This is a genomic window from Microbacterium sp. MYb45 (genome assembly GCF_002979655.1).
GTDB lineage: Bacteria > Actinomycetota > Actinomycetes > Actinomycetales > Microbacteriaceae > Microbacterium.
Window position 1 is genome coordinate 34217 of the sequence record NZ_PCPG01000012.1, and the last position, 21101, is coordinate 55317.

At 68.6% G+C, this 21101-nt stretch carries 23 protein-coding genes; 11 read left to right on the plus strand and 12 right to left on the minus strand.

The genetic code is table 11. The features are described from left to right. Positions 1-8: 8 nt before the first annotated feature. From CQ034_RS15655 to CQ034_RS15680, 6 genes are all read right to left on the minus strand, one after another. Complete coding sequence (locus CQ034_RS15655) at positions 9-821, minus strand: carbohydrate ABC transporter permease (RefSeq protein ID WP_105711772.1); 813 nt, start codon at positions 819-821, stop codon at positions 9-11. Further along, the gene (locus tag CQ034_RS15660; protein ID WP_105711773.1) at positions 821-1696 is read right to left on the minus strand and encodes a carbohydrate ABC transporter permease; all 876 of its coding nucleotides are present in this window, start codon (positions 1694-1696) and stop codon (positions 821-823) included. Before CQ034_RS15660 ends, CQ034_RS15655 begins: the two co-directional genes overlap by 1 nt. Before the next feature lie 7 nt (positions 1697-1703). Continuing rightward, complete coding sequence (locus CQ034_RS15665) at positions 1704-2972, minus strand: ABC transporter substrate-binding protein (RefSeq protein WP_105711774.1); 1269 nt, start codon at positions 2970-2972, stop codon at positions 1704-1706. A gap of 155 nt (positions 2973-3127) precedes the next feature. Further along, positions 3128-4966: a class I mannose-6-phosphate isomerase gene (locus CQ034_RS15670; RefSeq protein ID WP_105711775.1), complete on the minus strand. Its 1839-nt coding sequence runs from the start codon at positions 4964-4966 to the stop codon at positions 3128-3130. Further along, positions 4963-5844: an ROK family protein gene (locus CQ034_RS15675; protein ID WP_181156347.1), complete on the minus strand. Its 882-nt coding sequence runs from the start codon at positions 5842-5844 to the stop codon at positions 4963-4965. The genes CQ034_RS15670 and CQ034_RS15675 overlap by 4 nt, the downstream gene beginning before the upstream one ends. A 264-nt stretch (positions 5845-6108) precedes the next feature. Continuing rightward, complete coding sequence (locus CQ034_RS15680) at positions 6109-7131, minus strand: LacI family DNA-binding transcriptional regulator (protein WP_105711777.1); 1023 nt, start codon at positions 7129-7131, stop codon at positions 6109-6111. A gap of 352 nt (positions 7132-7483) precedes the next feature. Between CQ034_RS15680 and CQ034_RS15685 the strand changes: the two genes are divergently transcribed. The 5 genes from CQ034_RS15685 to CQ034_RS15700 all read left to right on the plus strand — a co-directional run bounded on the left by CQ034_RS15685 (position 7484) and on the right by CQ034_RS15700 (position 10981). Further along, on the plus strand, positions 7484-8671 hold the full coding sequence (locus CQ034_RS15685; protein ID WP_105711778.1) for a MalY/PatB family protein: 1188 nt from the start codon (positions 7484-7486) through the stop codon (positions 8669-8671). A gap of 95 nt (positions 8672-8766) precedes the next feature. Next, positions 8767-8994, plus strand: coding sequence for a DUF2188 domain-containing protein (locus CQ034_RS15690; RefSeq protein ID WP_105711779.1), 228 nt, complete (start codon positions 8767-8769; stop codon positions 8992-8994). Further along, the gene (locus CQ034_RS15695; protein WP_258134240.1) at positions 8991-9761 is read left to right on the plus strand and encodes a 3-keto-5-aminohexanoate cleavage protein; all 771 of its coding nucleotides are present in this window, start codon (positions 8991-8993) and stop codon (positions 9759-9761) included. Before CQ034_RS15690 ends, CQ034_RS15695 begins: the two co-directional genes overlap by 4 nt. Positions 9762-9796: 35 nt before the next feature. After that, on the plus strand, positions 9797-9955 hold the full coding sequence (locus CQ034_RS19620; RefSeq protein ID WP_181156348.1) for a hypothetical protein: 159 nt from the start codon (positions 9797-9799) through the stop codon (positions 9953-9955). A gap of 96 nt (positions 9956-10051) precedes the next feature. Continuing rightward, positions 10052-10981 carry a hypothetical protein gene (locus tag CQ034_RS15700; protein ID WP_258134241.1) on the plus strand — a complete coding sequence of 310 codons (930 nt, stop codon included), beginning with the start codon at positions 10052-10054 and terminating at the stop codon, positions 10979-10981. Here the strand turns inward: CQ034_RS15700 and CQ034_RS15705 are convergent. Continuing rightward, on the minus strand, positions 10964-11794 hold the full coding sequence (locus CQ034_RS15705) for an alpha/beta fold hydrolase (protein ID WP_105711780.1): 831 nt from the start codon (positions 11792-11794) through the stop codon (positions 10964-10966). The genes CQ034_RS15700 and CQ034_RS15705 overlap by 18 nt on opposite strands. A gap of 75 nt (positions 11795-11869) precedes the next feature. Here CQ034_RS15705 and CQ034_RS15710 point away from each other — a divergent pair, with 75 nt between their 5' ends. Continuing rightward, a complete protein-coding gene (locus CQ034_RS15710; protein WP_105711781.1) occupies positions 11870-14518 on the plus strand; it encodes a hypothetical protein in 2649 nt (882 codons plus the stop codon). 15 nt (positions 14519-14533) lie between these two features. Here the strand turns inward: CQ034_RS15710 and CQ034_RS15715 are convergent, their stop codons facing one another. Beyond that, entirely contained in the window at positions 14534-14917 is a 384-nt protein-coding gene (locus CQ034_RS15715; RefSeq protein WP_105711782.1) for a VOC family protein, read from the minus strand. Between the two features lie 160 nt (positions 14918-15077). Between CQ034_RS15715 and CQ034_RS15720 the strand changes: the two genes are divergently transcribed. Next, positions 15078-15371, plus strand: coding sequence for a hypothetical protein (locus CQ034_RS15720; protein ID WP_146114859.1), 294 nt, complete (start codon positions 15078-15080; stop codon positions 15369-15371). 120 nt (positions 15372-15491) lie between these two features. Here the strand turns inward: CQ034_RS15720 and CQ034_RS15725 are convergent, their stop codons facing one another. Beyond that, positions 15492-16493 carry an SDR family NAD(P)-dependent oxidoreductase gene (locus CQ034_RS15725; RefSeq protein ID WP_105711784.1) on the minus strand — a complete coding sequence of 334 codons (1002 nt, stop codon included), beginning with the start codon at positions 16491-16493 and terminating at the stop codon, positions 15492-15494. A gap of 75 nt (positions 16494-16568) precedes the next feature. On the opposite strand from CQ034_RS15725, the gene CQ034_RS15730 reads away from it, so the two are divergent. Beyond that, positions 16569-17138: a TetR/AcrR family transcriptional regulator gene (locus tag CQ034_RS15730; RefSeq protein ID WP_258134242.1), complete on the plus strand. Its 570-nt coding sequence runs from the start codon at positions 16569-16571 to the stop codon at positions 17136-17138. Between the two features lie 56 nt (positions 17139-17194). Here the strand turns inward: CQ034_RS15730 and CQ034_RS15735 are convergent, their stop codons facing one another. Further along, positions 17195-17407, minus strand: a complete 213-nt coding sequence (locus CQ034_RS15735) for a hypothetical protein (protein ID WP_105711786.1) — start codon at positions 17405-17407, stop codon at positions 17195-17197. 616 nt (positions 17408-18023) lie between these two features. On the opposite strand from CQ034_RS15735, the gene CQ034_RS15740 reads away from it, so the two are divergent. Then, positions 18024-18386, plus strand: coding sequence for a hypothetical protein (locus CQ034_RS15740; RefSeq protein WP_105711787.1), 363 nt, complete (start codon positions 18024-18026; stop codon positions 18384-18386). 46 nt (positions 18387-18432) lie between these two features. Further along, positions 18433-18591, plus strand: coding sequence for a hypothetical protein (locus CQ034_RS19625; protein WP_181156349.1), 159 nt, complete (start codon positions 18433-18435; stop codon positions 18589-18591). An 86-nt stretch (positions 18592-18677) separates the two neighbouring features. On the opposite strand, the gene CQ034_RS15745 is transcribed toward CQ034_RS19625, so the two are convergent. Beyond that, the gene (locus tag CQ034_RS15745; RefSeq protein WP_105711788.1) at positions 18678-19616 is read right to left on the minus strand and encodes a hypothetical protein; all 939 of its coding nucleotides are present in this window, start codon (positions 19614-19616) and stop codon (positions 18678-18680) included. Between the two features lie 64 nt (positions 19617-19680). Next, positions 19681-20190: a DUF4188 domain-containing protein gene (locus CQ034_RS15750; protein WP_105711789.1), complete on the minus strand. Its 510-nt coding sequence runs from the start codon at positions 20188-20190 to the stop codon at positions 19681-19683. Between the two features lie 70 nt (positions 20191-20260). Between CQ034_RS15750 and CQ034_RS15755 the strand changes: the two genes are divergently transcribed. After that, positions 20261-20872, plus strand: a complete 612-nt coding sequence (locus CQ034_RS15755) for a MerR family transcriptional regulator (RefSeq protein ID WP_105711790.1) — start codon at positions 20261-20263, stop codon at positions 20870-20872. Positions 20873-21101 lie beyond the last annotated feature (229 nt).

Consider the following 21101-nt stretch of genomic DNA (forward strand, 5'->3'; position numbering starts at 1 on the left):
GAGAAAGGTCAGTACTGGCCGAGCGCGAGGCCCTTGGCGAAGAACCGCTGCGTGCAGAGGAACAGCACCACGGTCGGGAGCGAGACGAGCACGGCCGCGGCGAGCACGACCGACATCTGCGCGCCGCCGTAGGTGCTCTGCATGCCGGACAGGGTGGTGATGATGGGACGGATGTCGTCGGACTGGCTGAGTGTGAGGCCGAGCAGCAGGTCGTTCCACACGAACGTCGCCTGCAGGATGAAGATCGCGACCAGCGCGCTCGACGCCATCGGCAGGTACAGCCGCACGAAGATGCGCCAGGTGGTGGCGCCGTCGAGCACCGCGGCCTCGAACACGTTGTGCGCGACGCCGGTGAAGAAGTTGCGCATGACGAAGGCCGAGAACGGGATCGAGATCACCGTGTAGATGATCACCATGCCCACGCGGGTGTCGAAGAGTCCGATGCGCGAATAGGCGTCGAACAGCGGCAGCAGCACCATCTGCAAGGGGAACACCGTGCCGCCGAAGATCACGACGAACCACAGGAAGCCGCGCTTGAGGCGCAGGGCCACGATCGCGTACCCGGCGGCGGCGCCCACGAGCACGGCGATAGTCGGCGAGACGATCGAGTAGATGAGGGTGCTGAGGATGCTGTCGCCGAGGCCGGAGAGCTCGAACGCGTCGGCGAAGTTCTCGAACAGGTGGAACTCGGTGGGGATCCACGACTCCTTCGAGGTGAAGGTCATCGGATCCTTCATCGCGTTCACGACGAGGAGGTACGCGGGCAGCAGCCACACGATTCCGAGGATGACGAGGACGGCGGTGCGGATGATCTTCGACATCACATCTCCTTCTTCGGGGAGAGCTGCTGACGCAGGTACAGCACCGACGCGACCAGGGTGATGACGGTGAGGAACACCGCGATCGCCGAGCCGAGTCCGTAGTCGCTGTTCACGAACGTCTCCTTGTACATCGTCAGCGCGAGGGTCTCCGAGACGGTGCCCGGTCCGCCCTTGGTCATGCCCCAGACGATGTCGAAGGTCTTGAGGCTCGCGACGATCGAGAGCCCGACGACCACCGCCGTGAGCGGGCGGAGCATCGGCCAGAGGATGCTGGTGAACAGGCGCACGCCGCCGGCGCCGTCGATGCGCGCGGCCTCGAGCGGCTCCTTCGGGATGGCCTGCAGGCCGATCGTGAACAGCAGCGCGTTCACGCCGACGCCCTGCCACGACGAGGCGATGATCATGACGATCGTGTTGAGCGGAGCATCCAGCAGCCACCGCGGCGGATCGGTCACGCCGAACGCGGCCAGGGCCTGGTCGAGCGCCCCGCCGGAGGAGAGGATGAACGACCACACCACGCCGACGCCGATGCCGGAGAGGGCGTAGGGGATGAGGAAGGGGAGGCGCAGCCAGATGCCGCCGCCGAGGTTCCAGGTGAGCAGGGCGATCGCCAGGCCGATGCCGACCGGGATGATCAGGGTGCCGATCACCCAGAGCACGGTGTTCATCGCCGAGCCCACGAAGTCGCCGTCGGTGAACATCTCGACGTAGTTGTCGAGCCCGATCCAGTCGGGGCTGCCGAGGCCGTTGTACTTCGTGAAGCTGAGGAACACCGTCCACAGCAGGGGGAGGTAGAGCAGGACCGCGACCAGGATCACGCCCGGGGCGATGAAGCCCCGGGCGGACCACTGGTACGGCGACTTCTGATGCGCCATCCGACGCTTACTCCTGCTCTGCCCAGTACTTGTCAGCCGTGGCCTGGATCTTCTCCAGGAACGGCATCGGGTCGCCGGGGTTGGCGTTGAAGGCGCCGAACTGCTCGATCGCGGTGGTCACGATCTCGGTCGGCATCGCCTCGAAGAACCGGTCGTACAGCATGTAGTCGTCGCCGGCGATCGTGGTGCCCAGCTCGGCGAGAGCGGGGTCTGCGACCTTCGCCTTCGGGTTGAACGCCACGTCGCCGTGGGCGTCGTTCCAGGCGGTCTGCGCGTCGGGTGACATCCACCACTCGGCGTAGGCGAGACCGAGGTCGCGCTGCTTGGAGTTCTCGGCGGTGCAGATCGGGCCCGACTCCACGGCGACCGGGGTGGCGTCGAGGTCGTCGTTGACGGCCGGGATCGCGAACATCCCGTAGTCGTCGGTGGTCATGCCCGCGCCTTCGAGGTTGCCCGCGAAGAACGTGCCGAAGTTGATCATGGCGTAGTCGCCCTGCTTGAGGCCGACCGCGGGATCGGTGGTGCTGCCCGCGTCGCTGAACCAGCCGGCCTCCTGCTCGTCGAGCCACACGTTCATGACGTCGACGATCTCGGGGTCGGTGTACTTCACGTCGCCCGTGGTGAGCCCGGCGTACAGGTCGGGGTCGGTCGAGGCGACCAGGTGCTGGAACCACTGGAAGGTGAAGAGCACGCTGGTCTGGTAGTACGGGGTGACCCCGGCATCCTTCAGCGTCTCGGCGGCGTCGTTCAGCTCGTCCCAGCTGGTGGGCACTTCGATGCCGTTGTCGGCGAAGGCGGCCTTGTTGTAAAACATGATCCAGTAGGCGATGTTCATCGGCACGCAGTACTGCTTGTCGTCGAAGGTGTAGCTGTCGCGCAGGTCTTCGCTCACCCAGCCCGCGTCGACGGCCTTGGTCCAGATGTCGGTGGTCTCAGCCACCAGGCCTTCGTCGACCAGCTGCTTGAGCGAGTCGCCGGTGTGCCAGGTGAACAGGCCGGGCGACTTGTCGGTGCGGAACGACTGCTTGATGAAGGCGTCGTACTGGTTCGCGTCCGAGTAGCCGGTGGTCTTGAGGGTGATGTCGACGGCCTCGCCGCTGACCTCGTTGAGCGACTCGAAGTCGGGCTTCCACGCCGCCTTGTCGGTGTAGAAGTTGAGCGTGCCGGTCACCTCGCCGGCGTCTCCGGATCCGGAGTCGCCGGAGCACCCGGCGAGGGCCAGGGTGCCGAGGAGGAGACCGGCCGCGGCAGCGGCGATCGTGCGTCGCGAAATCATTCAGAACTCCCTTGTTCGTTTGGTATCGTTACCATAAATCTGGGTTCACGCTACCAAGGTGATGAGTGCGGTGCAAGGGATTCCCTCGCGGGATCCTCGCGGATGGTGCGTCATTGCGGGTGCTGCGTTCGGGTTGCTGTGTGCGGTTTCCGTGTTCAGTTGTCGCTCGTGCGCGAGCCGCGCACGTACGCCTTGACGGTCGCGAAGCGGGCACTGCGCGAGTTCTCGGTGCGCTCGATCCGGTACGCCCCCACGGCGGCCGGGACGATGAACGTCTCGGCGTAGTGGATGACGAAGGGCTCGAAGGCACCGGTCGGGCTGACGACCTGCACCTCATCCCCCTCGACCAGGTTGAGCACGTTGACCGTGCCCTCGGTGTCGTGGTCGGCGCCGCCGGTGAACCAGTGCCGGCGCACCTCGATGAACTCGAGCTCGTGCAGGCCCGTGCTCTCTTCGATCACGTCGCCGTCGGTGCGGATCGTCTGCACCTGGTCGATCAGGTTGTCGCCGACCCAGGTCGTGTCGCGGTCCCACTGGATGTTGCGGGCGCCGTGGTCGAGGTGCACGGGGCGGGGGATGCCGTCGAGGCCGACGCGGCCCCAGTCCCAGAGCTTGAAGGTGAAGATGAACGGCGTCGCCGAGATCTCCAGCACCATCGAGTTCGCGCCTGAGCAGTGGACGGTGCCGGCCGGGATGGCGAAGTGGTCGTGTTTTCGGGCCGGGAACGAGTTGACGTACCTGTCGGCGGGGAACGGATGCTCGCCGTCCTGCGCCGTCGCCAGATCCTGCAGCATCTCGGTGCGGTCGATGCCCTCCTTGGTGCCGAGGTACACCACCGCATCGTCGCCGACGTCGAGCATGTAGTAGCTCTCGTCCTGCGTGTAGTGCATGCCGAACGTGTTCTGGATGTAGTCGGTCAGCGGGTGCACCTGCAGGCTGAGGTTGCCGCCGTCCATCGTGTCGAGGAAGTCGAAGCGGATCGGGAACTCGGCGCCGAAGCGCGAGAACGTCTTCGCGCCGAGCAGGTCGACCGGGCGGCGGAAGACCAGGTCGAGGGCGGGGATCTCGATCACGCCGCCCTCACCCTCCAGCAGCAGCGAGTTCTCCTCGGGCACGCAGTCGAAGCACCACGCGTAGTTGTCCTTCGAGGGGTCGAGGCCGATGAGGTTCTTCATCCACTGTCCGCCCCAGACGCCGGGGTCGAAGAACGGCACGACGCGGAACGGCCGGTGCGCCGCATCCTTCAGGGCCTGGCGGAACGCGTTTCCGGTGATCATGCCGGCTTCGGGGGAGTCCGGATGCTGTTCGGCCGGGGCGATCGCATTGCCGTCGAGCACGAAGTCGACCGTGTCGAACAGGCTGCGCTTGTGCCGGTCGGCGACGCGCCACTCGACGAAGAAGCCGCGCTTGTACTTGCGCAGGTTGTCTTCCGAGGGGTTGTCGGCACGCCAGTTCGTGGCGCCCTTGCGCTGGCGCAGCTGGATCTCCCAGCGGGCCATGTCGACGAGCACGGTCGCTGCGGCGCCGTCGAGGCGCGGGGCGAGGAGCGCGGAACCCCAGCCGATCACGACGGTGGGGCTCTGCGTGATGCTGCCGGCGAGGGCGTCGAGCTTTGCGGCGTCGTAGAAGTCGGTCAGCGTGAAGTGGCTCATCACGCCGAACACGCGGTCGTCGGTGAGGTTCGGGGCGATCAGCTGCTCGACCTCGGCGACCGGGCGGGCGGCGGTCTCGACGTCGACGACGGTCCAGTCCGGCAGGGCGGCGCGCACCGCGGTCGTGAGGGCGGGGACATCGACTCCCGGATAGGCATCCACCAGCAGCACGGGGGCGGTGCCGGTCACGCGAGCGCAGGCCTCGGCGAGTTCGGCGGCGGCGGTCCAGCCCTCGGCGCCGCGGAGGATGCGCTCGCCCGGAGGGAGCGCCACGGTGGGCTGGGTGTCGTAGCGACCTCGGGTCGTGTGCCCTTCGTGCATGTCGCTGATCGGGGTGGTCACTGTTCCTCCTGCGGTGTGGCGGTGTGAATGGTCGTGGCGCGGGCGAGGACGCTGAGTCCGCGGGCGACGGAGAGTTCGGGCTCGGGCGGGACGACGAACTGCGGCGTCGTCATCGAGGGCCAGAGGTGTTGGCGCACGTGGGCCTCGATCGGGGCGCGGACCGCATCGCCCGCGCGCAGGATCCCGCCGGACAGGATCACCACCGCCGGGTCGTACGAGTGCACGAGCGAAGTGACGACCGCGCCCCACACGTGCAGGAAGCGGTCGCGGATGCCGGGGTGCGCGTCGGTCGTGAAGACCTCGGTCATGGTGGTGCCGGAGGGGAGCGCCCAGGTGCTCGCCAGCGCCTCGCCGCAGCCGATGTTCCCGCACGGGCAGACCGGGCCGTCGAGGTCGACCGTGAGGTGTCCGCCGAGGATGCCGGCGTGCCCGGTGCGTCCGCGCAGGGGTGTGCCGTCGATCATGGCCGCGGTGCCGACGCCGGTGCCCAGGGTGACGAGCACCGCATCGCCCTCGCCGGCTGCGCTGCCCGTCGAGGTTTCGCCGATCAGCGCGGCCCTGGCGTCGTTCTCGACCACGGCGGGGAGGCCGAACTCGGTGAGCGCCCAGCTGTTCAGGTCGAGGCCCTCGAGGAAGTCGTACTTCGCGTTGGCGTGCAGCATCCGTCCGCTGGTCGGGTCGACGACGCCCGGGACGGCGATGCCCACGGCATCCGCGGGACGCGTGGTCTCGGTCAGGAGTCGGCGGGCTTCGGCGGCGGCGGCGGCAAGGTCGGCGGGGCTGCCGAGCACGGGGATGCTGCCCGAAGCGACGACACGGTTGCCGTCGATCACGGCGAGCTTGATCTCGGTGCCCCCGAAATCGATGCACAGCTCCATCCGGCCTCCTCGTCGCCTCATCCGACTGCCTCGTCGATGATTGGTAACGTTATCAACAGGGCGTGAGGGTGTCAACACCCGATCGGATGCGGGGAGTCCGGGCTCAGCGCACGGAGCGGAGCGACACCTCATCGGCGCACCTGCATGACCCCGCGGCCACCTGCATGACGGTGCGTCGGTAATCACTCATGCATCCGGCATGGAGTCATGCAAGTGGTGTCCGGATGGAGCGGGTGCCCGGACGGAGGTGCCTGGGTGCGGAGGTCAGCGCACGGAGCGGAGCGACACCGGCAGTTCGACCTCGCGGGGCGCCGCATCCCGGTCCCCGCCGTCGAGGCGGTCGAGCAGCAGGCGGGTGACCGTGCGGCCCAGTTCGCGGGGGTCGTGGTCGATCACGCTGATCGGCACGGGCGACAGCTCGGCGAGCTCGAAGTCGTCGAAGCTCATGATCTCGGGGAAGTCGGCCGCGGCGCGGGACCCGGCGTTGAGCTGGGCGCTGATCTCCTTGAGCGCGCCGATGGCGTTGCGGTTGTTGGCGCAGAAGATGGCGGTGGGCGGATGCTCGAGGCCGAGCAGTGCCCGGGTGGCTCCGCGGGCCTGGTCGACGGTCTGCTGGTTCGCGGCGACGATGCTCGGGTCGACGGCGAGTCCGCGTTCTTCGAGTGCACGCACGTAGCCGGCGTATCGGCGCTCACCGGTGAAGATCGACAGCGCATTGCCGAGGTAGCCGATGCGGGTGTGGCCGTGGTCGATGAGCGCGATCGTTCCGCGGTAGGCGCCGTCGTCGTCGGCGAGCACGACACTGTCGACCGCGAGTCCGTCGATGCGGCGCGAGGCGAGGACCACGGGTACGCCCTGGCTCTGCGAGTGCGCGAGGTGGGCGGAGGTGGGGCCGGCGGGCACGACGATGAGTCCGTCGACTCGGCGGCCGAGGAAGTCGCCGACGAGGTCGGCTTCGCGCGCGGCATCCTCCGACGTGTTGCCGAGCAGGATGCGGCGGCCGGTGAGCGCGGCCTCCTCTTCGACGCCGAGCGCGAAGGTGCTGTAGTACGGGTTGGCGATGTTAGTGATCGCGACGCCGATGAGTCCGCTGCTGTGGCCGGGGCGGATGCTGCGCGCGTTCTCGTTGCGGTGGTAGCCGAGTTCGGCGACGGCTTCCATCACGCGCTGCTGCACGTCGGGCTTGACGTTGAGTCCGCCCGAGAGAGTGCGCGACACGGTCATGGGGCTGACGCCCGCTCGGGTCGCGACCTCTTTCACGGTCGGGCGGCGCGCTCGTTCGCTCATCACTGCCCTCCGGATGTCGTGCCTGCGATCTAGGGAACGTTACCAGCGGGCTCCGGGATGCGCGGGGTGCTACCGGCGTCGTCCGTCGCGATGCGCGTGCATAACTCCTCAGAATCTCCGCCGGAAGGGGGTGCCAGCGCCGATTCCGGGGGCAAGATGGCGGTTCTTGAGGAGTTGTGCACGCGGGCCGGGCATGCCCACCGTCACGGACGGAAACGCGAAGTGCGACCGGGGCGGGGCGTCCGTAGATTGGTCGGACCCCGCTGTGAATGGAGTTTCCCGTGCCCGAGATCCGTGCCCCGCGCCTGTCCTGTGCGGACGCCGTCGGCTGAGCCGGCGCGAACCCACGACCATGAGCGCACACGCCTCCCCGCATCCGTTCGACGAACGCACCCGCCTGTTCCTCGACAGGCCGCAGAGCCGCAAGTGGAGTCTGCACCCCGGTCGCATCGGGGCCTGGGTGGCGGAGATGGACTTCGGGATCGCGCCCGAGATCGCGGCGGCGCTGCACCGGGCCGTCGACGACGAGAACCTCGGGTACCTCTCGCCTCCGCAGGCCGCGGAGCTGGGGGAGGCCACCGCGGGGTGGATGCGGAGCGAATACGACTGGGCGGTCGACCCGGAGCGCGTGCATCCGGTGTCGGATGTGATGGCCGCGCTCGGGGTCGCGGTGCAGGAGTATGCACCCGCTGGCTCGCCGGTGATCGTGCCGACTCCGGCCTATATGCCGTTCCTGACATATCTGCCGGCGATCGGGCATCCGGTGATCGAGGTTCCCGGGGTCGAGGTCGACGGACGCTGGCAGCACGACCTGCAGCGCATCGACGAGGCGTTCGCCGCGGGGGCGCGGACGCTCGTGCTCTGCAACCCGCACAACCCGACGGGCACCATCGTCGGGCGCGATGAGCTCGAGGCCATCGCCGAGGTCGTCGAGCGGCACGGCGGGCGGGTGTTCGCGGACGAGATCCACGCGCCGCTGCGCTACGACGGGGCGCCCTTCGTCCCGTACGCGTCGGTGTCGGAGGCGACGGCCGCGCACACGGTGACAGGGACGAGCGCGTCGAAGGCGTGGAACATCCCGGGGCTGAAGACCGCGCAGCTCATCACCTCGAACGATGCGGATCAGCAGCTGTACAAACGGTTCGGGTTCGCGGTGCAGCACGGGGCGTCGACCCTCGGTGTCGTGGCCTCGACGGCCGCGTATCGCGAGGGCAAGCCCTGGCTGTCGCACGTGCTCGAGTACCTCGACGGGTCGCGGCGGGAGCTCACCTCACTCGTGGCGGAGCATCTGCCGGGAGCCGTGTACCGGGTGCCCGATGCCACGTACATCGGCTGGATCGACACCCGTGCGCTCGGCATCCCGGGGCCGCCGGCGGAGTTCTTCCGCGAGCAGGCCGGGGTCGTGCTCACCGAAGGTCGGTTGCTCGGGCACGGTGCGGAGGGCTTCGTCCGGGTCGTGTTCGCGACCCCGCGCCCGATCCTCGAAGAGGCGTTCGCGGCGATGGGCGATGCGGTGCGGCGGGCCGGCTTCGGCGGCTGAGTCGACCGGGTCGGACACGTCTGCGGAGGGTGTCAAGGGGCTCAGCGGGTGTCGGTCGTGTGCCGTAGAAAGGGAGTCGAGAGAAGGGATCCCGCATGGCCGCAGGTGATATCGAGACTTTCCATCGCAATGGCATCTGGTTCAACCGCATCGAGGGTGAATCGCAGACGTTGGGTGCGAGCTTCGAGACCGAGGCCGATGCGGTGAAGGCCGCTCGTGGTGCGGCGATGGCGCGCCAGGTCGCACACTCGGTGCGCACCGAGGAGGGCCCCTCAAAGGACGAGAGCGCGTACGAGCGTCATCCGCGCGACCTGATCGGATGAGCGTGCCGTCCGAGGGTGCGCGCGCAGCCGGTTCCGAGGGCCGGATGCTGTTGCAGGCATGTGTCAACGGCGCCAGGGATCCCGCGGAGCATCCGTGGTTGAGCCTCGACCCCGGCGTGGTGGCCGATGATGCCGCACGGGCCGTGGCCGCCGGTGCGCGCGAGGTGCATGTGCACCCGAAGGATGCGGCGGGGCGCGACAGCCTGGCCGCCGACGATGTGGCCCGGTGGGTGTGGGCTGTCCGTCAAGCCGCGCCGGGCGTGCCGGTCGGAGTGACGACCGGCGAGTGGGCCGAGCCCGATGTCGAGCGTCGTCTGGCCGCGATCGAGTCGTGGACGGAGCTGCCCGACCACGCATCCGTCAACTGGCATGAGTTCGGTGCCGACGAGGTGGCGGCCCTGCTGCTGCGGCGTGGGGTGGCGGTCGAGGCGGGGTTGTGGGATGCGGCGGGCTTCGAGGTGTGGAAGCGCTCGCCCGTGCGCGACCGGTGCCTGCGCGTGCTGATCGAGCTGCCCGACGAGCCGGCCGAGACCGTTCGTGAGCACGCCGAGGCGATGATCGCGCACGTGTCGCTCGAGGAGCCCGACCTGCCCATCCTGCTGCATGGCGAAGAGGGTTCGACGTGGCCGGTGTTCGACCTCGCGGTCGAGCTCGGCCTGGATTCGCGGATCGGCTTGGAAGACACTCTGCTGCTCCCCGACGGCAGCAGTGCGCCCGGGAATGCGGCGCTGGTGCGGGCGGCGGTGGAACGGATGCGGGGAGTCTGACCCGCACGGCGCCGACTCTGCGGCATCCTGAGGCCATGTTCGGCGACAGCATCCTCCTCATCATCCTGTTCTGGTCAGCCGTGATCCTCATCGGCGTTCTGCTCACGTGGCTGGTGATCTACTCGGCCGTGCGTGCGGCACTCACCTCGCATCGGCAGGCGATGGCGCGGGACGGTCGCCCCGGCCAGGTCTGACGAGCGGTCGGATCGGCAGGCGGCGGTGCCGTCGTCTGCGCGAGGATTCGGTCGCGCCTTCCCTGAGCGGCGGGCTCCGTCTGGCAGGGTCTCCCCATGACCGAAATATCGCCACCCGTCGATGCGCCCGCGCGCGCTCGCGCCCTGCCCTTCGCGATCGGCGTCGGCGGGGGTGTGCTGGGGATTCTGCCGTGGTTGATCGGCGGCGGCATCCTTCCGCTGCAGAACCTCTGGGCGTCGGCGACGATGCCGGAGGACATGCCGTTCGTGCTGCTGCCGCTGAGTCAGTACTTCGCGACGCTGCTCTTCTCGTTGTTGCTGCTCGGCGGGGTCTTCGCCGGGTTCACGGTGCACTTCGTGGCGCGCCGTCGTGCGATCGCCGTGTGGCCCGCGGCGCTCGGGGTGTTGCTCGTACACGTGATCGCGGTGCTGCAGAGCTTCGCGGTACTGGCCGGCGGGCTCGGGCTCGGCCGTGGGGGCGACAGCCGGGCGATGGTCTACTTCGCCGGGCTCCTCGGCGGTGTGGTCGCGGCGGTGCTCCTCGCGCAGCTGGGCTTCTGGATGACATCGCGGCGGTCGGTCGGGGTGGTCGCCCTGGGCGTCGTGCTCGCGGCGGTGCCGTTCAGCAACTGGGTGAGCCGCTGTTTCCTGGCCGTCACGGGCGACGCGTTCCCGCCGGCGTTCCTGCCCTATCTGGCGCCGTGGCTGCCGGCGGTCGTCGTCGGTGCGGCGCTGGTGTGGTGCGGGGTGCGGCCGGCCTGGCGGATCGTGGTCTGGGTCGTGGGGCTCCTCGCGGTGTGGGTCGTGCCGGCGCTGTTCACGGCGATCCAGTACGGACTCGGCATGCGGGTGCTCGACGGCGACGTTCCCGAGATGATGAGGGCGTCGGTGGGGGTGTTCCCGATGGTGCTCGCCGAGGTGTGGCAGCCGGTGATCGTGGCGCTCGTGATCGGCGCGGTCGGCACGGTGGTGCGGATGGTCGTGGAGCGGGATCGGACGCCGGCAGAGTCAGCGCGCATCCAGTGACTGCCAGAACTCCACGATGCCTGCCGCGAGCTCCGCGGGCTGCTCGACCGGCACGAGGGTGCGCGCGCTTTCGATGACGAGGGTCCTGGCGTCGGGGATCCGGCTGGCTGCGGCATCCATCACCTCGGGCGTCCATTCGCCGCGGTCGTCGCCGGTGATGAGCAGGGTGGGCGCGGTGATCCGCGGCAGGCGGTGCGAGGCGTCGCCGCGGTTGATGATGAACGACGTGACGGTGGCGGCGATGCTCCGCCGCGGTGCGCGCCTCAGGGCGCGGTCGATCACGTCGGTCATCGACCGGTCCTTGGTGTGCGGCGGTATCAGCTGAGCGTCGTGGATCACGTGCCGGAGGTGGGCGATGGGTCCGAAGTGGGCCAGGATCTGGTTGGCGATGATGAGCTTGATCCGGAACACCGGGTCGATCGGCTCCACCGGCGAGCTCACCGCGACCAGTGAGCGGACGGTGTCCGGGAAGAGCGCGGCCATGGTCATCCCCACGTGACCACCCCAGGCCGCACCCACCCAGTCGACGCGTCCGTCTCCCCCGAGCTGCTCGATGATCTGCGCGCCGGCTTCCGCGCACTCCTCGATCGAACTCACCCGTGACAACGGGGTGCTCGCGCCGTAACCGGGGCCGTCGAGCACGACGAGCGTCCGGTGCGGGGCGAGTGCCTCGACGACCGAACCCCAGGAGTCGCCGTCGACGAACATGCCGTGCCAGAGAACCGCATAGGGGCCACTGCCCATGACGGTCGCTGCGATGTCGCCGAGCGAGGTGCGGAACCGGGTCTGAACAGGGGCATCTGTGTGATTCATGTCTCCAGCCTCGGGCTCGAAGGATGCCTCGATCCTGGCTCTCGACCGAGTGCAACGTTCGTGCAATGATCGGCTGTGGCCACCGCGCGCGTTCAGCTTCTCGACCGGATCGAGGCGTCCGTCGACGGCGAGCGGGTGCCGGTCGGGGGTCCGCTTCCGCGCGCCGTCATCGCTCGGCTCGCTCTCGAACGCGGAGCGCCGGTCGCTCTGGAAGACCTCATCGACGACCTGTGGGCCGAGCCGCCCGCGCAGGCGCGGACGACCGCCCGGGCGTACATGTCACGACTGCGTGCGACGCCTCTCGGCGCCTGGCTCGAGGGTGGGCGGGCTGGCTACCGTCTCGTCGACGATCCCGGGATGCAGGTCGACCTCTGGACGCTGGAGGATGCCGAGGCCGGGGTCATCCCGTCCGACTCCGAAGAGGTGCGTTCGCTGCTGCTGCGGTGGCGGGACTCGCCGCTGCAGGGGATCGGCGATCCACCCTTCGCTGCCCTCGCGCGGGTGCGGGTCCGGACCGCCGTCGATCGGGCTCGGCTGCTCGGCGTTCGTGCCGACCTGGATGCCGGCGACAACGCGCGGGCGCTGGTGACGCTGCAGGGTCTGCGCGCGGCTCATCCCGATGATGACGACGTCTTGGCTCTGCTGCACACGGCGCGGGCGCGGGCCGACGCGGGGGATCGAGCGCTGGCGCGCCTGGGCGGTGGTGCGGTGTCGGAGTGTGACCGCAGCCCGGGCGCTCACTCGGTATCGAACCTCGCGGCGCACGCGGGGCGCATGTTCGGTGTGCCGGCGCCGATCGCCCCGATGGTGGGGCGTCGGGAGGAGCGTGCGGCGCTGACGGCAGCGCTCGATGTCGCGCGCCTGGTCACGCTCACGGGCGCGGCGGGCGTGGGCAAGACGAGGCTCGCGGTCGATTGGCTGGGCAGTGACGCGGTCGCCGGCGAGGATTACATCTGGTTCGTGAACGTCGGAGACGAGGTCGATGGCACCGTCGCGCCGGTGATCGCGTCTGCCGTCGGTGCCCCGGATGCGGCGCCGGAAGCGATCGCGGAGCATCTGGCCGACCGGCGCGGCATCCTCGTCATCGACGGGGCGGAGGGGGCGAGTGTCGGCGTGGCAGCCGTCGCTGTGGCCGTACTCGCGCGGGCGCGCGGACTCGCCGTGCTGTCGACGTCGCGGCGGACACTCGGCGTTCCCGGCGAGAGTGTGTTGCGGGTCGATCCTCTGCCCGCGGCGGACGCGCACGAGCTGTTCGAGACGAGGCTCCCTCCGGCGGCGCGCGCGGCGGATGCCGTCACGATCGGCCGGCTCGTCGACATGCTGGGCCGGCTGCCGCTGGCGATCGAGCTGGCGGCCGCGCGGACCGCCGTGATGCCGCTCGCCGAGGTCGGCGATTCGATGCTGCGGGAGATCGACCGGTCGGAGGAGGCCGGCGAACCGCGGTTGGCCGCGGCCCTGCGGTCGTCACTGGCGCTCCTGACGAGCGAGCAGCACGACACTCTGCGCTGCCTCGCCGGGTTCGCGGCGCCGTTCACCCGCGGTGCCGCCGCGGCCGTGTGCGGGGAGAGGCCGCGTGATCGCGACCTCGATCAGCTCGTGTCGTTCTCGCTCGTCTCAGCGGAGGAGGGAGAGGCGGAGCCGGTCTTCCGCGTGTCTCCGCTCATCCGGCGGGCCGCCGCGGGCGGTGAGACTCTGGATGAGCAGTGGCATCGGCGGCATCGCGCATGGTTCGCGTCGCAGGCTGCGGAGGCATCCGTCGCTCTGACGGCCGAGGGATCCGGGGTGGTGATCTCTCGGCTGCGGATCGAGTGGCCGGATGTCGTGGCCGCGTTCGACTCCGCGGTGCTCGCCGACGACGGGGAGACCGCGGCGACCATCGCCGGGGGTCTGCTCTGGTTCGGGGTGCGAGCGGGGCGGCAGCAGGAGCTGCTCGAGATGGTGCGCCGGGCGTCGGCGCTGTCGGCCACTCCGTCTCTCGAGGCGGCGCTGAGTCTCACGAGGGGGTTCCTCGCGTATCAGCTGGGTCAGATGTTTGAGGCGGCGACATGGATCTCGGCAGCGCGGGCACCGGCGGAAGCTTCCGGAGATCGCGCGTTGCGGCGGCTCGCTGCGGCGTTCTCCGCCTACCTCCTCACGCTCAGTCCGGAGCCGGCGGGCGACCCGGTGGCCCAGGTGGCGGTCGCGCTCGCCGACGTCGATGAGATGCCGGATGCGGCGGCGGCGATGATCCTGCTCATCACCGGTCAGGTGCATCGGGCGTCGGGGCGATCGCGGGAGGCGATTGAGCTGCTGGGCCGTGCCGGGGCGCTCGCGTCGCGGTGCGGTCACGAGTGGGTGATGCTCATGGCGCCGGTGGTGGCGGCGAAGGTTCAGCTCGACCTGCGTCAGGGGCCGGCGGCGATGGCCATGCTATTGCCCGCGGTGCGGCGGAGCGCTGCCGGCGGTGATCCGGTGTCGCTCCTGATCGCCGTCTCGGTTGCTGCGGGTGCGGCGGCCGCGCTCGGTGCGGATGCGACGGGGGCGCGGATCATCGGAGCCGTCGATGCGATCGGCAGGCGCTACGGATTCGACCCTCGGGCCAACGAGCCTGCCGACTTCGAGCTGTATCGCCGCCGGGTGCGCGAGGGACTCACGGCGGAGGAGTGGCGGCGGGCGTATGCCTCGGGGCTGCTCTGCGAGATGGACGAGTTGGTCGAGATGGCGGAGACGCTCGTCCGGGTGTGAGGCAGTGAGCGGCTGTCAGTCGCGCGCGCGCTTCCATCCCGCCCAGTCGGGGCGGTCGACGATGCAGAACCGGTTGCCTTCGGGGTCTTCCATGATCACGTAGTCGGCGTCGGCCGGCCGGTTGTCCCAGTGCACCTCGCGGGCACCCAGCTCGGTGAGTCGGCGCACTTCGGCCGCCTGATCCTCGGCGTAGATGTCGAGGTGGATGCGCGGCGGCAGCACGCGTTCGGAGTGGTGCGCGTCGAGGGCGATGCAGGGAGCGTCGGCGTCGCGGGGTTTCAGCACGACCCAGTCGTCTTCCGCCGGGTCGCGTTCGACGTAGTCGAGGGCGGCCTTCCAGAAGCGGGCCTGTGCGGGGAGATCGTTCACGCGGATCACGATCGATGCGAGCTTCAGCATGCGGTCGAGTGTAGGGGCGCCGAGTGCGGGCCTCAGTCCCCTTGTATCCGGGTCGATAGGGTGCGGAGTCCTCGGCGTCCCACCATGACCGCCTGTTGCCACCGCGCCGACGACATGGGATCCTGGCCGCGTCGATTGTCAGGCTGATGGGGGAGAGAGCATGAGTGTCTCGGAGCAGAGGAGTGGGGTCATCCGCACCCGACCGCACGTGGGGAGTCGTCTCGTGGTCCCTGCGGTCGCCGCCGTTCTCGCACTTCTTGCGGGCATCGCGACAGCGGCGGTACTGCCGGATCTCACCATCCGCTACCTGAGTTTCGCGACGATGATCGCTGCGGTCCTCTCCGGTGTGGTCGCCGTGCGCCGCGGAACGGCGTGGGTGCGGGCCGTCAGCGCGATCGTCGCCGTCCTGACCCTCATGCTCGGGTCCACCTTCTTCGGCTTGACCTACTCGTAGACATCGCTCCGCCGCGAGGCGGGCACGGCAGTCGTCGGGGCATGGCGAAAGAGCCTGCCTCGGAACGCGAAACGCCCCCGCCGTTCGGGTCGGCGGGGGCGTTGGTTTCGCGGGTGCGGGTTACTGCACCGACCATCCGCCGTCGGAGGCGAGGATGGCGCCGTTGATGTTCACGGCGTCGTCCGACAGCAGGAACGTGATGGATGCCGCGAGGTGCTCGGCCGTAGCCACCGTCGGGATCGCCTGCTGGAACGGAGCGAGGCGGCCGGAGCCGTACTCGGACATGTTCGGGGGCATCGGGATGCCGGTGGCGACGCCGCCCGGGGCGACGGAGTTCACACGGATGCCCTTCGGCCCGTACATGAAGGCCGCGGACTTGGTGACGCCGATGATGCCGTGCTTGCTGGCCGTGTAGGCGTTGCCGGAGGAGTTGCCGCGCAGGCCCGCCTCGCTCGAGACGTTGAGGATGGCGCCACGACCGGCCGCCTCCATGACGGGGATGACCGCGCGCATGAGCTTGAACGGAGCGGTGAGGTTGATCGCGATGACGCGGTCCCAGACGGCATCCGGGGTCTCGCCCGCGGGGGAGAAGTCATCGTTGATGCCGGCGACGTTCGCGAGGCCGTCGATGCGGTCGCCCGCGGCGGCGATGACGGCGTCGATGGCCTCCTGCTTGGTGAGGTCTCCGGCGACCGTGACGATGTCGGCATCCGGCAGCTCGGCCTTGAGGGCGTCGAGCTTCTCGGCGGCGATGTCGCTGGCGATCACGCGTCCACCTTCGCGGGCGATGCGCGAGGCGGTGGCCTTGCCGATGCCCGAGGCGGCGCCCGTGACGATGACGGTCTTACCGGCGAAGCGGCCGGAGGTGACCTTCTCGTTCCAGCCCGCGGACTCGTCGTCTTCGGGGATCTCGCCGCCGTTGGCCGCGCGCACCAGGTCGTCGACGACCGACTGGGGGAGCTGGCCCTGGCTCATCGCGACGAGCTGCTGCAGGGGCAGGCCCAGCACGGGGGTGAGGAGTTCGGGGTCGGCGCCGGTCTGCTCGAAGAGTGCGCGGATGAGGGGCCCGCCGGTCGGGTCGTTCATCCAGTCGCCGATGGTGGAGTGTGCGGTGAGGGCCATGCTCTTTCTCCTTGTTCGAGTTTCGCAACGGTGCGTCTACTTATATTCCAGTGTACGCCTGAGTACGCTCGAAAGGTGCCCCGTCCTCGTAGCGAAAAAGCCCGTCAATCCGTGCTGGAGGCGATGCGGCGCGCGCTCGCCGCAGACGGGTACGAGGCCGTGACGATCGAGGGTCTCGCTGAGTCGGCGGAGGTGTCGAAGCAGACGATCTACCGGTGGTGGCCGTCGAAGGCCGCGATCCTCGGCGAGGCGCTGCTCGAAGGCTCAGTGCCAGGGGCGGATGTCGCGGTGCCGATGACGGCCGACCTCGGGGCGGATCTGCGGGCGTGGTTCTCGGCGATGTCCGACGGGTTGGCTCAACCCGAGGGCGTCGCGCTGGCTCGGGCGCTCATCGAGGTGACGGCAGCCGATCCCGAGCTGGGCTTGGTGTTGAACGAGCGGCTGGCCGCGCCGATCCGCGAGTGGGTCGCCGAGCGGGTGTCGCGCGGGCGTGCCGACGGGGATGTGCGAGCGGATGTGGATGCTGCCGCGATCGCGGACCAGTTCATCGCGATGGCCTCGTACTTCGCGTTGATCGGCCAGCCGTTGAGTGCGGAGCGGGTGGAGGAGACGGTGGTGCGGTTGCTGCGGGGGATTGCGGAGTAGGCGAACGGTGACCCGCCCCGCTACAGAGTGAGTGGCGGGACGGATCGGTGAGGGGCTCAGGAATCTCCGGTGCGTCGGTCGCGCCAGATGATGCGCAGCACCAGAGTCAGCGCGCCGAGCATGAGCACGAGCCCTGCGAGCCAGAACACCCACACGACGTCCTGGAACAGGGGCGCGTTGGCGGCGACTGGCAGCGCCCCGCCGACGAGGATCATTGCCACGACGACCGCACGCTCACGCGCCGTGCCGCGGACGCGCTGAGTCGTCATGAGACCGTCGCCTTCGCCACGTTTTCCCCTGTCGTGAAGGGTTCGAAAATCGTCATTGTTGCTCCTTCGTTGATCGACCCCGCCCTAACCGTTAAGACGTTATCGCTGTCCCGAGCGCTGAGTGACACGAGGGCACGAGCCCCCAACGTGCCCTGGATCAGTCGCGGACGAGGAATATCGGGATGTCCTCATATGTATGCTTTGATGGCTCACATGAAGGTGAGTAGGCGACTTCGGATCCCGCGGATGCATTTCGGTCCAGTGCGCGGTCGGCGTCGGTGGGCCGTCCGGGTACGGAACTGCTGAGCCCGAAGCCATGCTCTACGTCGCGGTAGGAGTAGCTCTTCTCCTCTGGGGAGCCTTGGCTGGACGAGCGGGGCGGAGCGCAGGCACTGTTCTCGCGCTCATCCCCATTGCGGTGTGGTTCGGCTTCCTGGCGTGGTTCGGGTGGACAGGAGGCCTTGATACCCCAGCCGCAGATGCGCTTCCCGCGTACCTCGTGATCGGGCTACTCGCGTTCCTTATCGGCTCGAACCTCGCTAGCGGGGCTGGAGCTTCGCGAGGCGCTCGTAGGGAGCAGTGACCTGCTGATGGATTGGGGAAGACGATCGTGACGATGAGTATGGAAGGCGAGATTCTGACGTACGTGTTGACGGCTGCTCTGGCCGTGAGCGCGGGCCTCGTGCTCGGAGGGGCGCCATCGACGACCTATCGGAGGACGGGCTTCATCCCGGGTCTTCTGATCATGGGAGTGGTCGTCGTGGTGGGGTTCACTCTCGGGGCGCGCGCACCGTGGATGGGCCCGATCTTCGCCATGGTTTCCTTGCTGACCAGCACGCTCGCGGCTGCGGCTGAGAAGAGGAACGAGTCGGCGTTCGCAAACGAGACCTTCTGGAACCGCGTGATCGCGGTGCTCAATGTGCGGCGCGTCGTGCCCCTTGACGAAGTCGGCCGCACTGTGCGGGATCCTGAACTGTGAACGAATCTGCCGTTGCGGATTCGGCCTTTCCTGAGGAGCGCGAAATATGACCGGGTCGATGTTCAGCTGGTGGGGTCTCCTCATCAGTGTGGTCGTTCTCGTCGTGATCCTGGCGATCGTGTTCTTCGTCGTGCGGGGGATCGTTCGGTTCTTCCTGCGGCGCAGGCCGGAGCGGCCGGGGCCGCCCAGTTCCTCTCCGGAATGAGCAGGCGGCGGGTCGGGGGAGACGGTGGTTGAGCATCCCGTTCGTCGAGCGAGCAGCGCGAGACGAACCCTCGCGCTCGATGCGGCTCAGGCGATTCGGTGAAGGAGAACCAAGACTCCTGCGGCGGTGTAGATCGAATCGTCGTCGACCTTCTTGCCGCTGATGAGTGCGAGAAGCATCCTCTCGATGGCCCGCAGGATGGCGTCGATCTCGGCGGCGCGGTGGGGGTCTTCCACGGCGCGGTCGTCCCACCGTCCCCGGAATCGTCGGAGGAGTTCGAGGATGAGGCCCTCGAAACTCGCGGTGTCGCCGCTGACGCCGAACTCGAGAGCGTCAGGCCACCACGGTTCGCCGATCATGTCGTGCAGTTCGCTGATGGCTGCGTCGAGCTCGTCGGGGCCGGATAGTCCGCGGCACGCGTTCAGGAAGTTGTTGCGGTCGAACTGGTCCCAGCGCGGTGAAGGCGTCAACTGTGACGCGCTGGTCCGTGGGGGTGCGGTCTCGCGGCCCCATCCGCTTTCACTCATGCGGGTCAGGTTCGATTGGATGAGGGAGAGGCGTGCGCGGACGTCGCCGCCCTGACTGTCGATGGTGGAACTCAGACTCTCAAGGCGCGACTTCGTCTCGGTCGTCGTCCCGTCGATATGGGTCGCCTTGTCGCGCGTATCCGTAATCTTCTCGTCGACCTTCTGAACCAGCTTCTTCAGCGTGACTCCGAAGGCGCTGAACTCCGAGAGGTCGGGCCAGAGGAGCAGCAACACGAAGATGACGGCTGCGAGTACTCCGGCGCTCGTGAGGTCTGGTCCCGAACAGGTGCGGGTGAGTCCTTCCTTCTCCGATTCGACGACCTCGCAGACCTGGAACCATCCCGCGAGAGAGAAGTACACGGCGGCCCCGACGATGACCAGGACGAGGATGTACCGGATGAGTCGTCCGCCGGGACTCGTCAGCCCGTCGTGGAGCTTCTCGAGCGTCGTCCGTTCGCCTTGGGGTGCCACTGCGGGCGGAGCATCGTTGGGGGTCATGGCCCTCATGGTGGCAGAGCGCGGGGTGCCCGGGTAGACCTTTTCCGGGCACGTTCACTCCCCGTCAGCCCGCGGTGGTCGGATGTGGCTGCGCCTTCGTACGCCCTTCCGCGAACCGCGCCTGCGCCCGGTCCTGACGCCGCGGCACCTCGACGAGCTTCGTCGCCTTCGGTAGTCCCATCGGCTTCGTCGACACATAGACGCTCTCGGCGGTGTCGACGCGGAAGGTCTCGTGCCAGATGCCGACAGCGCCCGGAGCCTTGCGGGCTGCGCGGTTGAAGGCGGTCCAGGCGGGGCGGTGTTCCTGGTTCGGGCTGGACGCGTAGGCGTAGAGCTTGTCGACGGACGACCAGTACTGCACGACGTAGGGGCCGCCCGATCCGAAGAGCAGGTGGTAGCCGAGCATGCCCGAGTCGGGGTCGGTGCTGAGTTCGCGCAGCATCCCCGGCATGGCGAAGAAGGCCGGCATCCACAGGTCGGGGCGCCACCAGCGGTTGATCTGCATCCCGATGTGGAACACGACGAGCTCGCCCTCGTGGCGGTGGGTCATGCGGCCCGTGATGACTTTCGACATGATGACTCCTTGGTTGGATAGCTTCACTATCCATAATGGATAGCGCTACTATCGAAGTCAAGAGGTGGCCATGAGAATTTCCGAACTGTCAGCCCAGACCGGCGTGACCGTGCCGACGATCAAGTACTACCTGCGTGAGGGGCTGCTGCCCGAGGGCGAGCGCAGTGCTCCGACTCAGGCCGCGTACGGCGAGAAGCACGTGGAGCGGTTGCGGGTGATCCGGGCGCTACTCGACGCGGGGGTGAGCATCGCCGAGACGCGGCGGGTGCTGGCCGCGCTCGATGAGCCGCCGGAGAATGCGCACAACCTGCTCGGGATGGCGCATGCGGCGATCACTCCGCCGGTGGATGAGTCTTTGGATCTGACGGACGCTGAGGCTCTTGTGGCCGGGCTCGGGTGGAAGCCGGGGATGTGTGACGAGGCAGTGCTGCATGCGGTCGCGCGGGCGCTGCAGGGCTTGGAGCGCGTCGGGTTCACCGTTCCGGATGCGGCGATGGCGGAGTACCTCGCGAGCATGCGGCGGATTGCGGATGCGGAGATCGCGGGGGTGCCGGAGGAGTCTGCGGAGGCCGCGGTGCGGTACGTGGTGTTGGGATCGGTGCTGGTGGAGCCGTTGTTGTTGGCGTTGCGGCGGGTGGCACAGCAGGTTAGTTCGGGGGAGAGGTTTGGCGCGACGCAGTAGCCGTGCTTACGAGAGATTCTCGGCTCAAATGAGTCCAGAATCCTGCTATCGCCCGGCCCCGATCGACTGTCGACCGCTGACCGCGTCCTTCGCGGGCGCGCTCTAAGAGCGGCGTCAGCGTGAACGCGAAGGCTTCCGGCTTGCGAATGCGGGTCCTAGTTACGCAACAAGTTCTCAGCTGCTCGATAGCATTGGATTGAATCGCGGGTGTGTTCTCTTTACGCCGTCT

Bases quoted from the DNA above. Each gene is read 5' to 3' on its own strand.
- CQ034_RS15755 (WP_105711790.1), top strand. From the start codon at position 20,261: ATGAGAATTTCCGAACTGTCAGCCCAGACCGGCGTGACCGTGCCGACG.
- CQ034_RS15655 (WP_105711772.1), bottom strand. From the start codon at position 821: ATGTCGAAGATCATCCGCACCGCCGTCCTCGTCATCCTCGGAATCGTG.
- CQ034_RS15695 (WP_258134240.1), top strand. From the start codon at position 8,991: ATGAGCGTGCCGTCCGAGGGTGCGCGCGCAGCCGGTTCCGAGGGCCGG.
- CQ034_RS15680 (WP_105711777.1), bottom strand. From the start codon at position 7,131: ATGAGCGAACGAGCGCGCCGCCCGACCGTGAAAGAGGTCGCGACCCGA.
- CQ034_RS15690 (WP_105711779.1), top strand. From the start codon at position 8,767: ATGGCCGCAGGTGATATCGAGACTTTCCATCGCAATGGCATCTGGTTC.
- CQ034_RS15715 (WP_105711782.1), bottom strand. From the start codon at position 14,917: ATGCTGAAGCTCGCATCGATCGTGATCCGCGTGAACGATCTCCCCGCA.
- CQ034_RS15735 (WP_105711786.1), bottom strand. From the start codon at position 17,407: ATGACGACTCAGCGCGTCCGCGGCACGGCGCGTGAGCGTGCGGTCGTC.
- CQ034_RS15745 (WP_105711788.1), bottom strand. From the start codon at position 19,616: ATGACCCCCAACGATGCTCCGCCCGCAGTGGCACCCCAAGGCGAACGG.
- CQ034_RS19620 (WP_181156348.1), top strand. From the start codon at position 9,797: ATGTTCGGCGACAGCATCCTCCTCATCATCCTGTTCTGGTCAGCCGTG.
- CQ034_RS15660 (WP_105711773.1), bottom strand. From the start codon at position 1,696: ATGGCGCATCAGAAGTCGCCGTACCAGTGGTCCGCCCGGGGCTTCATC.
- CQ034_RS15700 (WP_258134241.1), top strand. From the start codon at position 10,052: ATGACCGAAATATCGCCACCCGTCGATGCGCCCGCGCGCGCTCGCGCC.
- CQ034_RS15665 (WP_105711774.1), bottom strand. From the start codon at position 2,972: ATGATTTCGCGACGCACGATCGCCGCTGCCGCGGCCGGTCTCCTCCTC.
- CQ034_RS15720 (WP_146114859.1), top strand. From the start codon at position 15,078: ATGAGTGTCTCGGAGCAGAGGAGTGGGGTCATCCGCACCCGACCGCAC.
- CQ034_RS15750 (WP_105711789.1), bottom strand. From the start codon at position 20,190: ATGTCGAAAGTCATCACGGGCCGCATGACCCACCGCCACGAGGGCGAG.
- CQ034_RS15675 (WP_181156347.1), bottom strand. From the start codon at position 5,844: ATGGAGCTGTGCATCGATTTCGGGGGCACCGAGATCAAGCTCGCCGTG.
- CQ034_RS15725 (WP_105711784.1), bottom strand. From the start codon at position 16,493: ATGGCCCTCACCGCACACTCCACCATCGGCGACTGGATGAACGACCCG.
- CQ034_RS19625 (WP_181156349.1), top strand. From the start codon at position 18,433: ATGACCGGGTCGATGTTCAGCTGGTGGGGTCTCCTCATCAGTGTGGTC.
- CQ034_RS15685 (WP_105711778.1), top strand. From the start codon at position 7,484: ATGAGCGCACACGCCTCCCCGCATCCGTTCGACGAACGCACCCGCCTG.
- CQ034_RS15705 (WP_105711780.1), bottom strand. From the start codon at position 11,794: ATGAATCACACAGATGCCCCTGTTCAGACCCGGTTCCGCACCTCGCTC.
- CQ034_RS15740 (WP_105711787.1), top strand. From the start codon at position 18,024: ATGAGTATGGAAGGCGAGATTCTGACGTACGTGTTGACGGCTGCTCTG.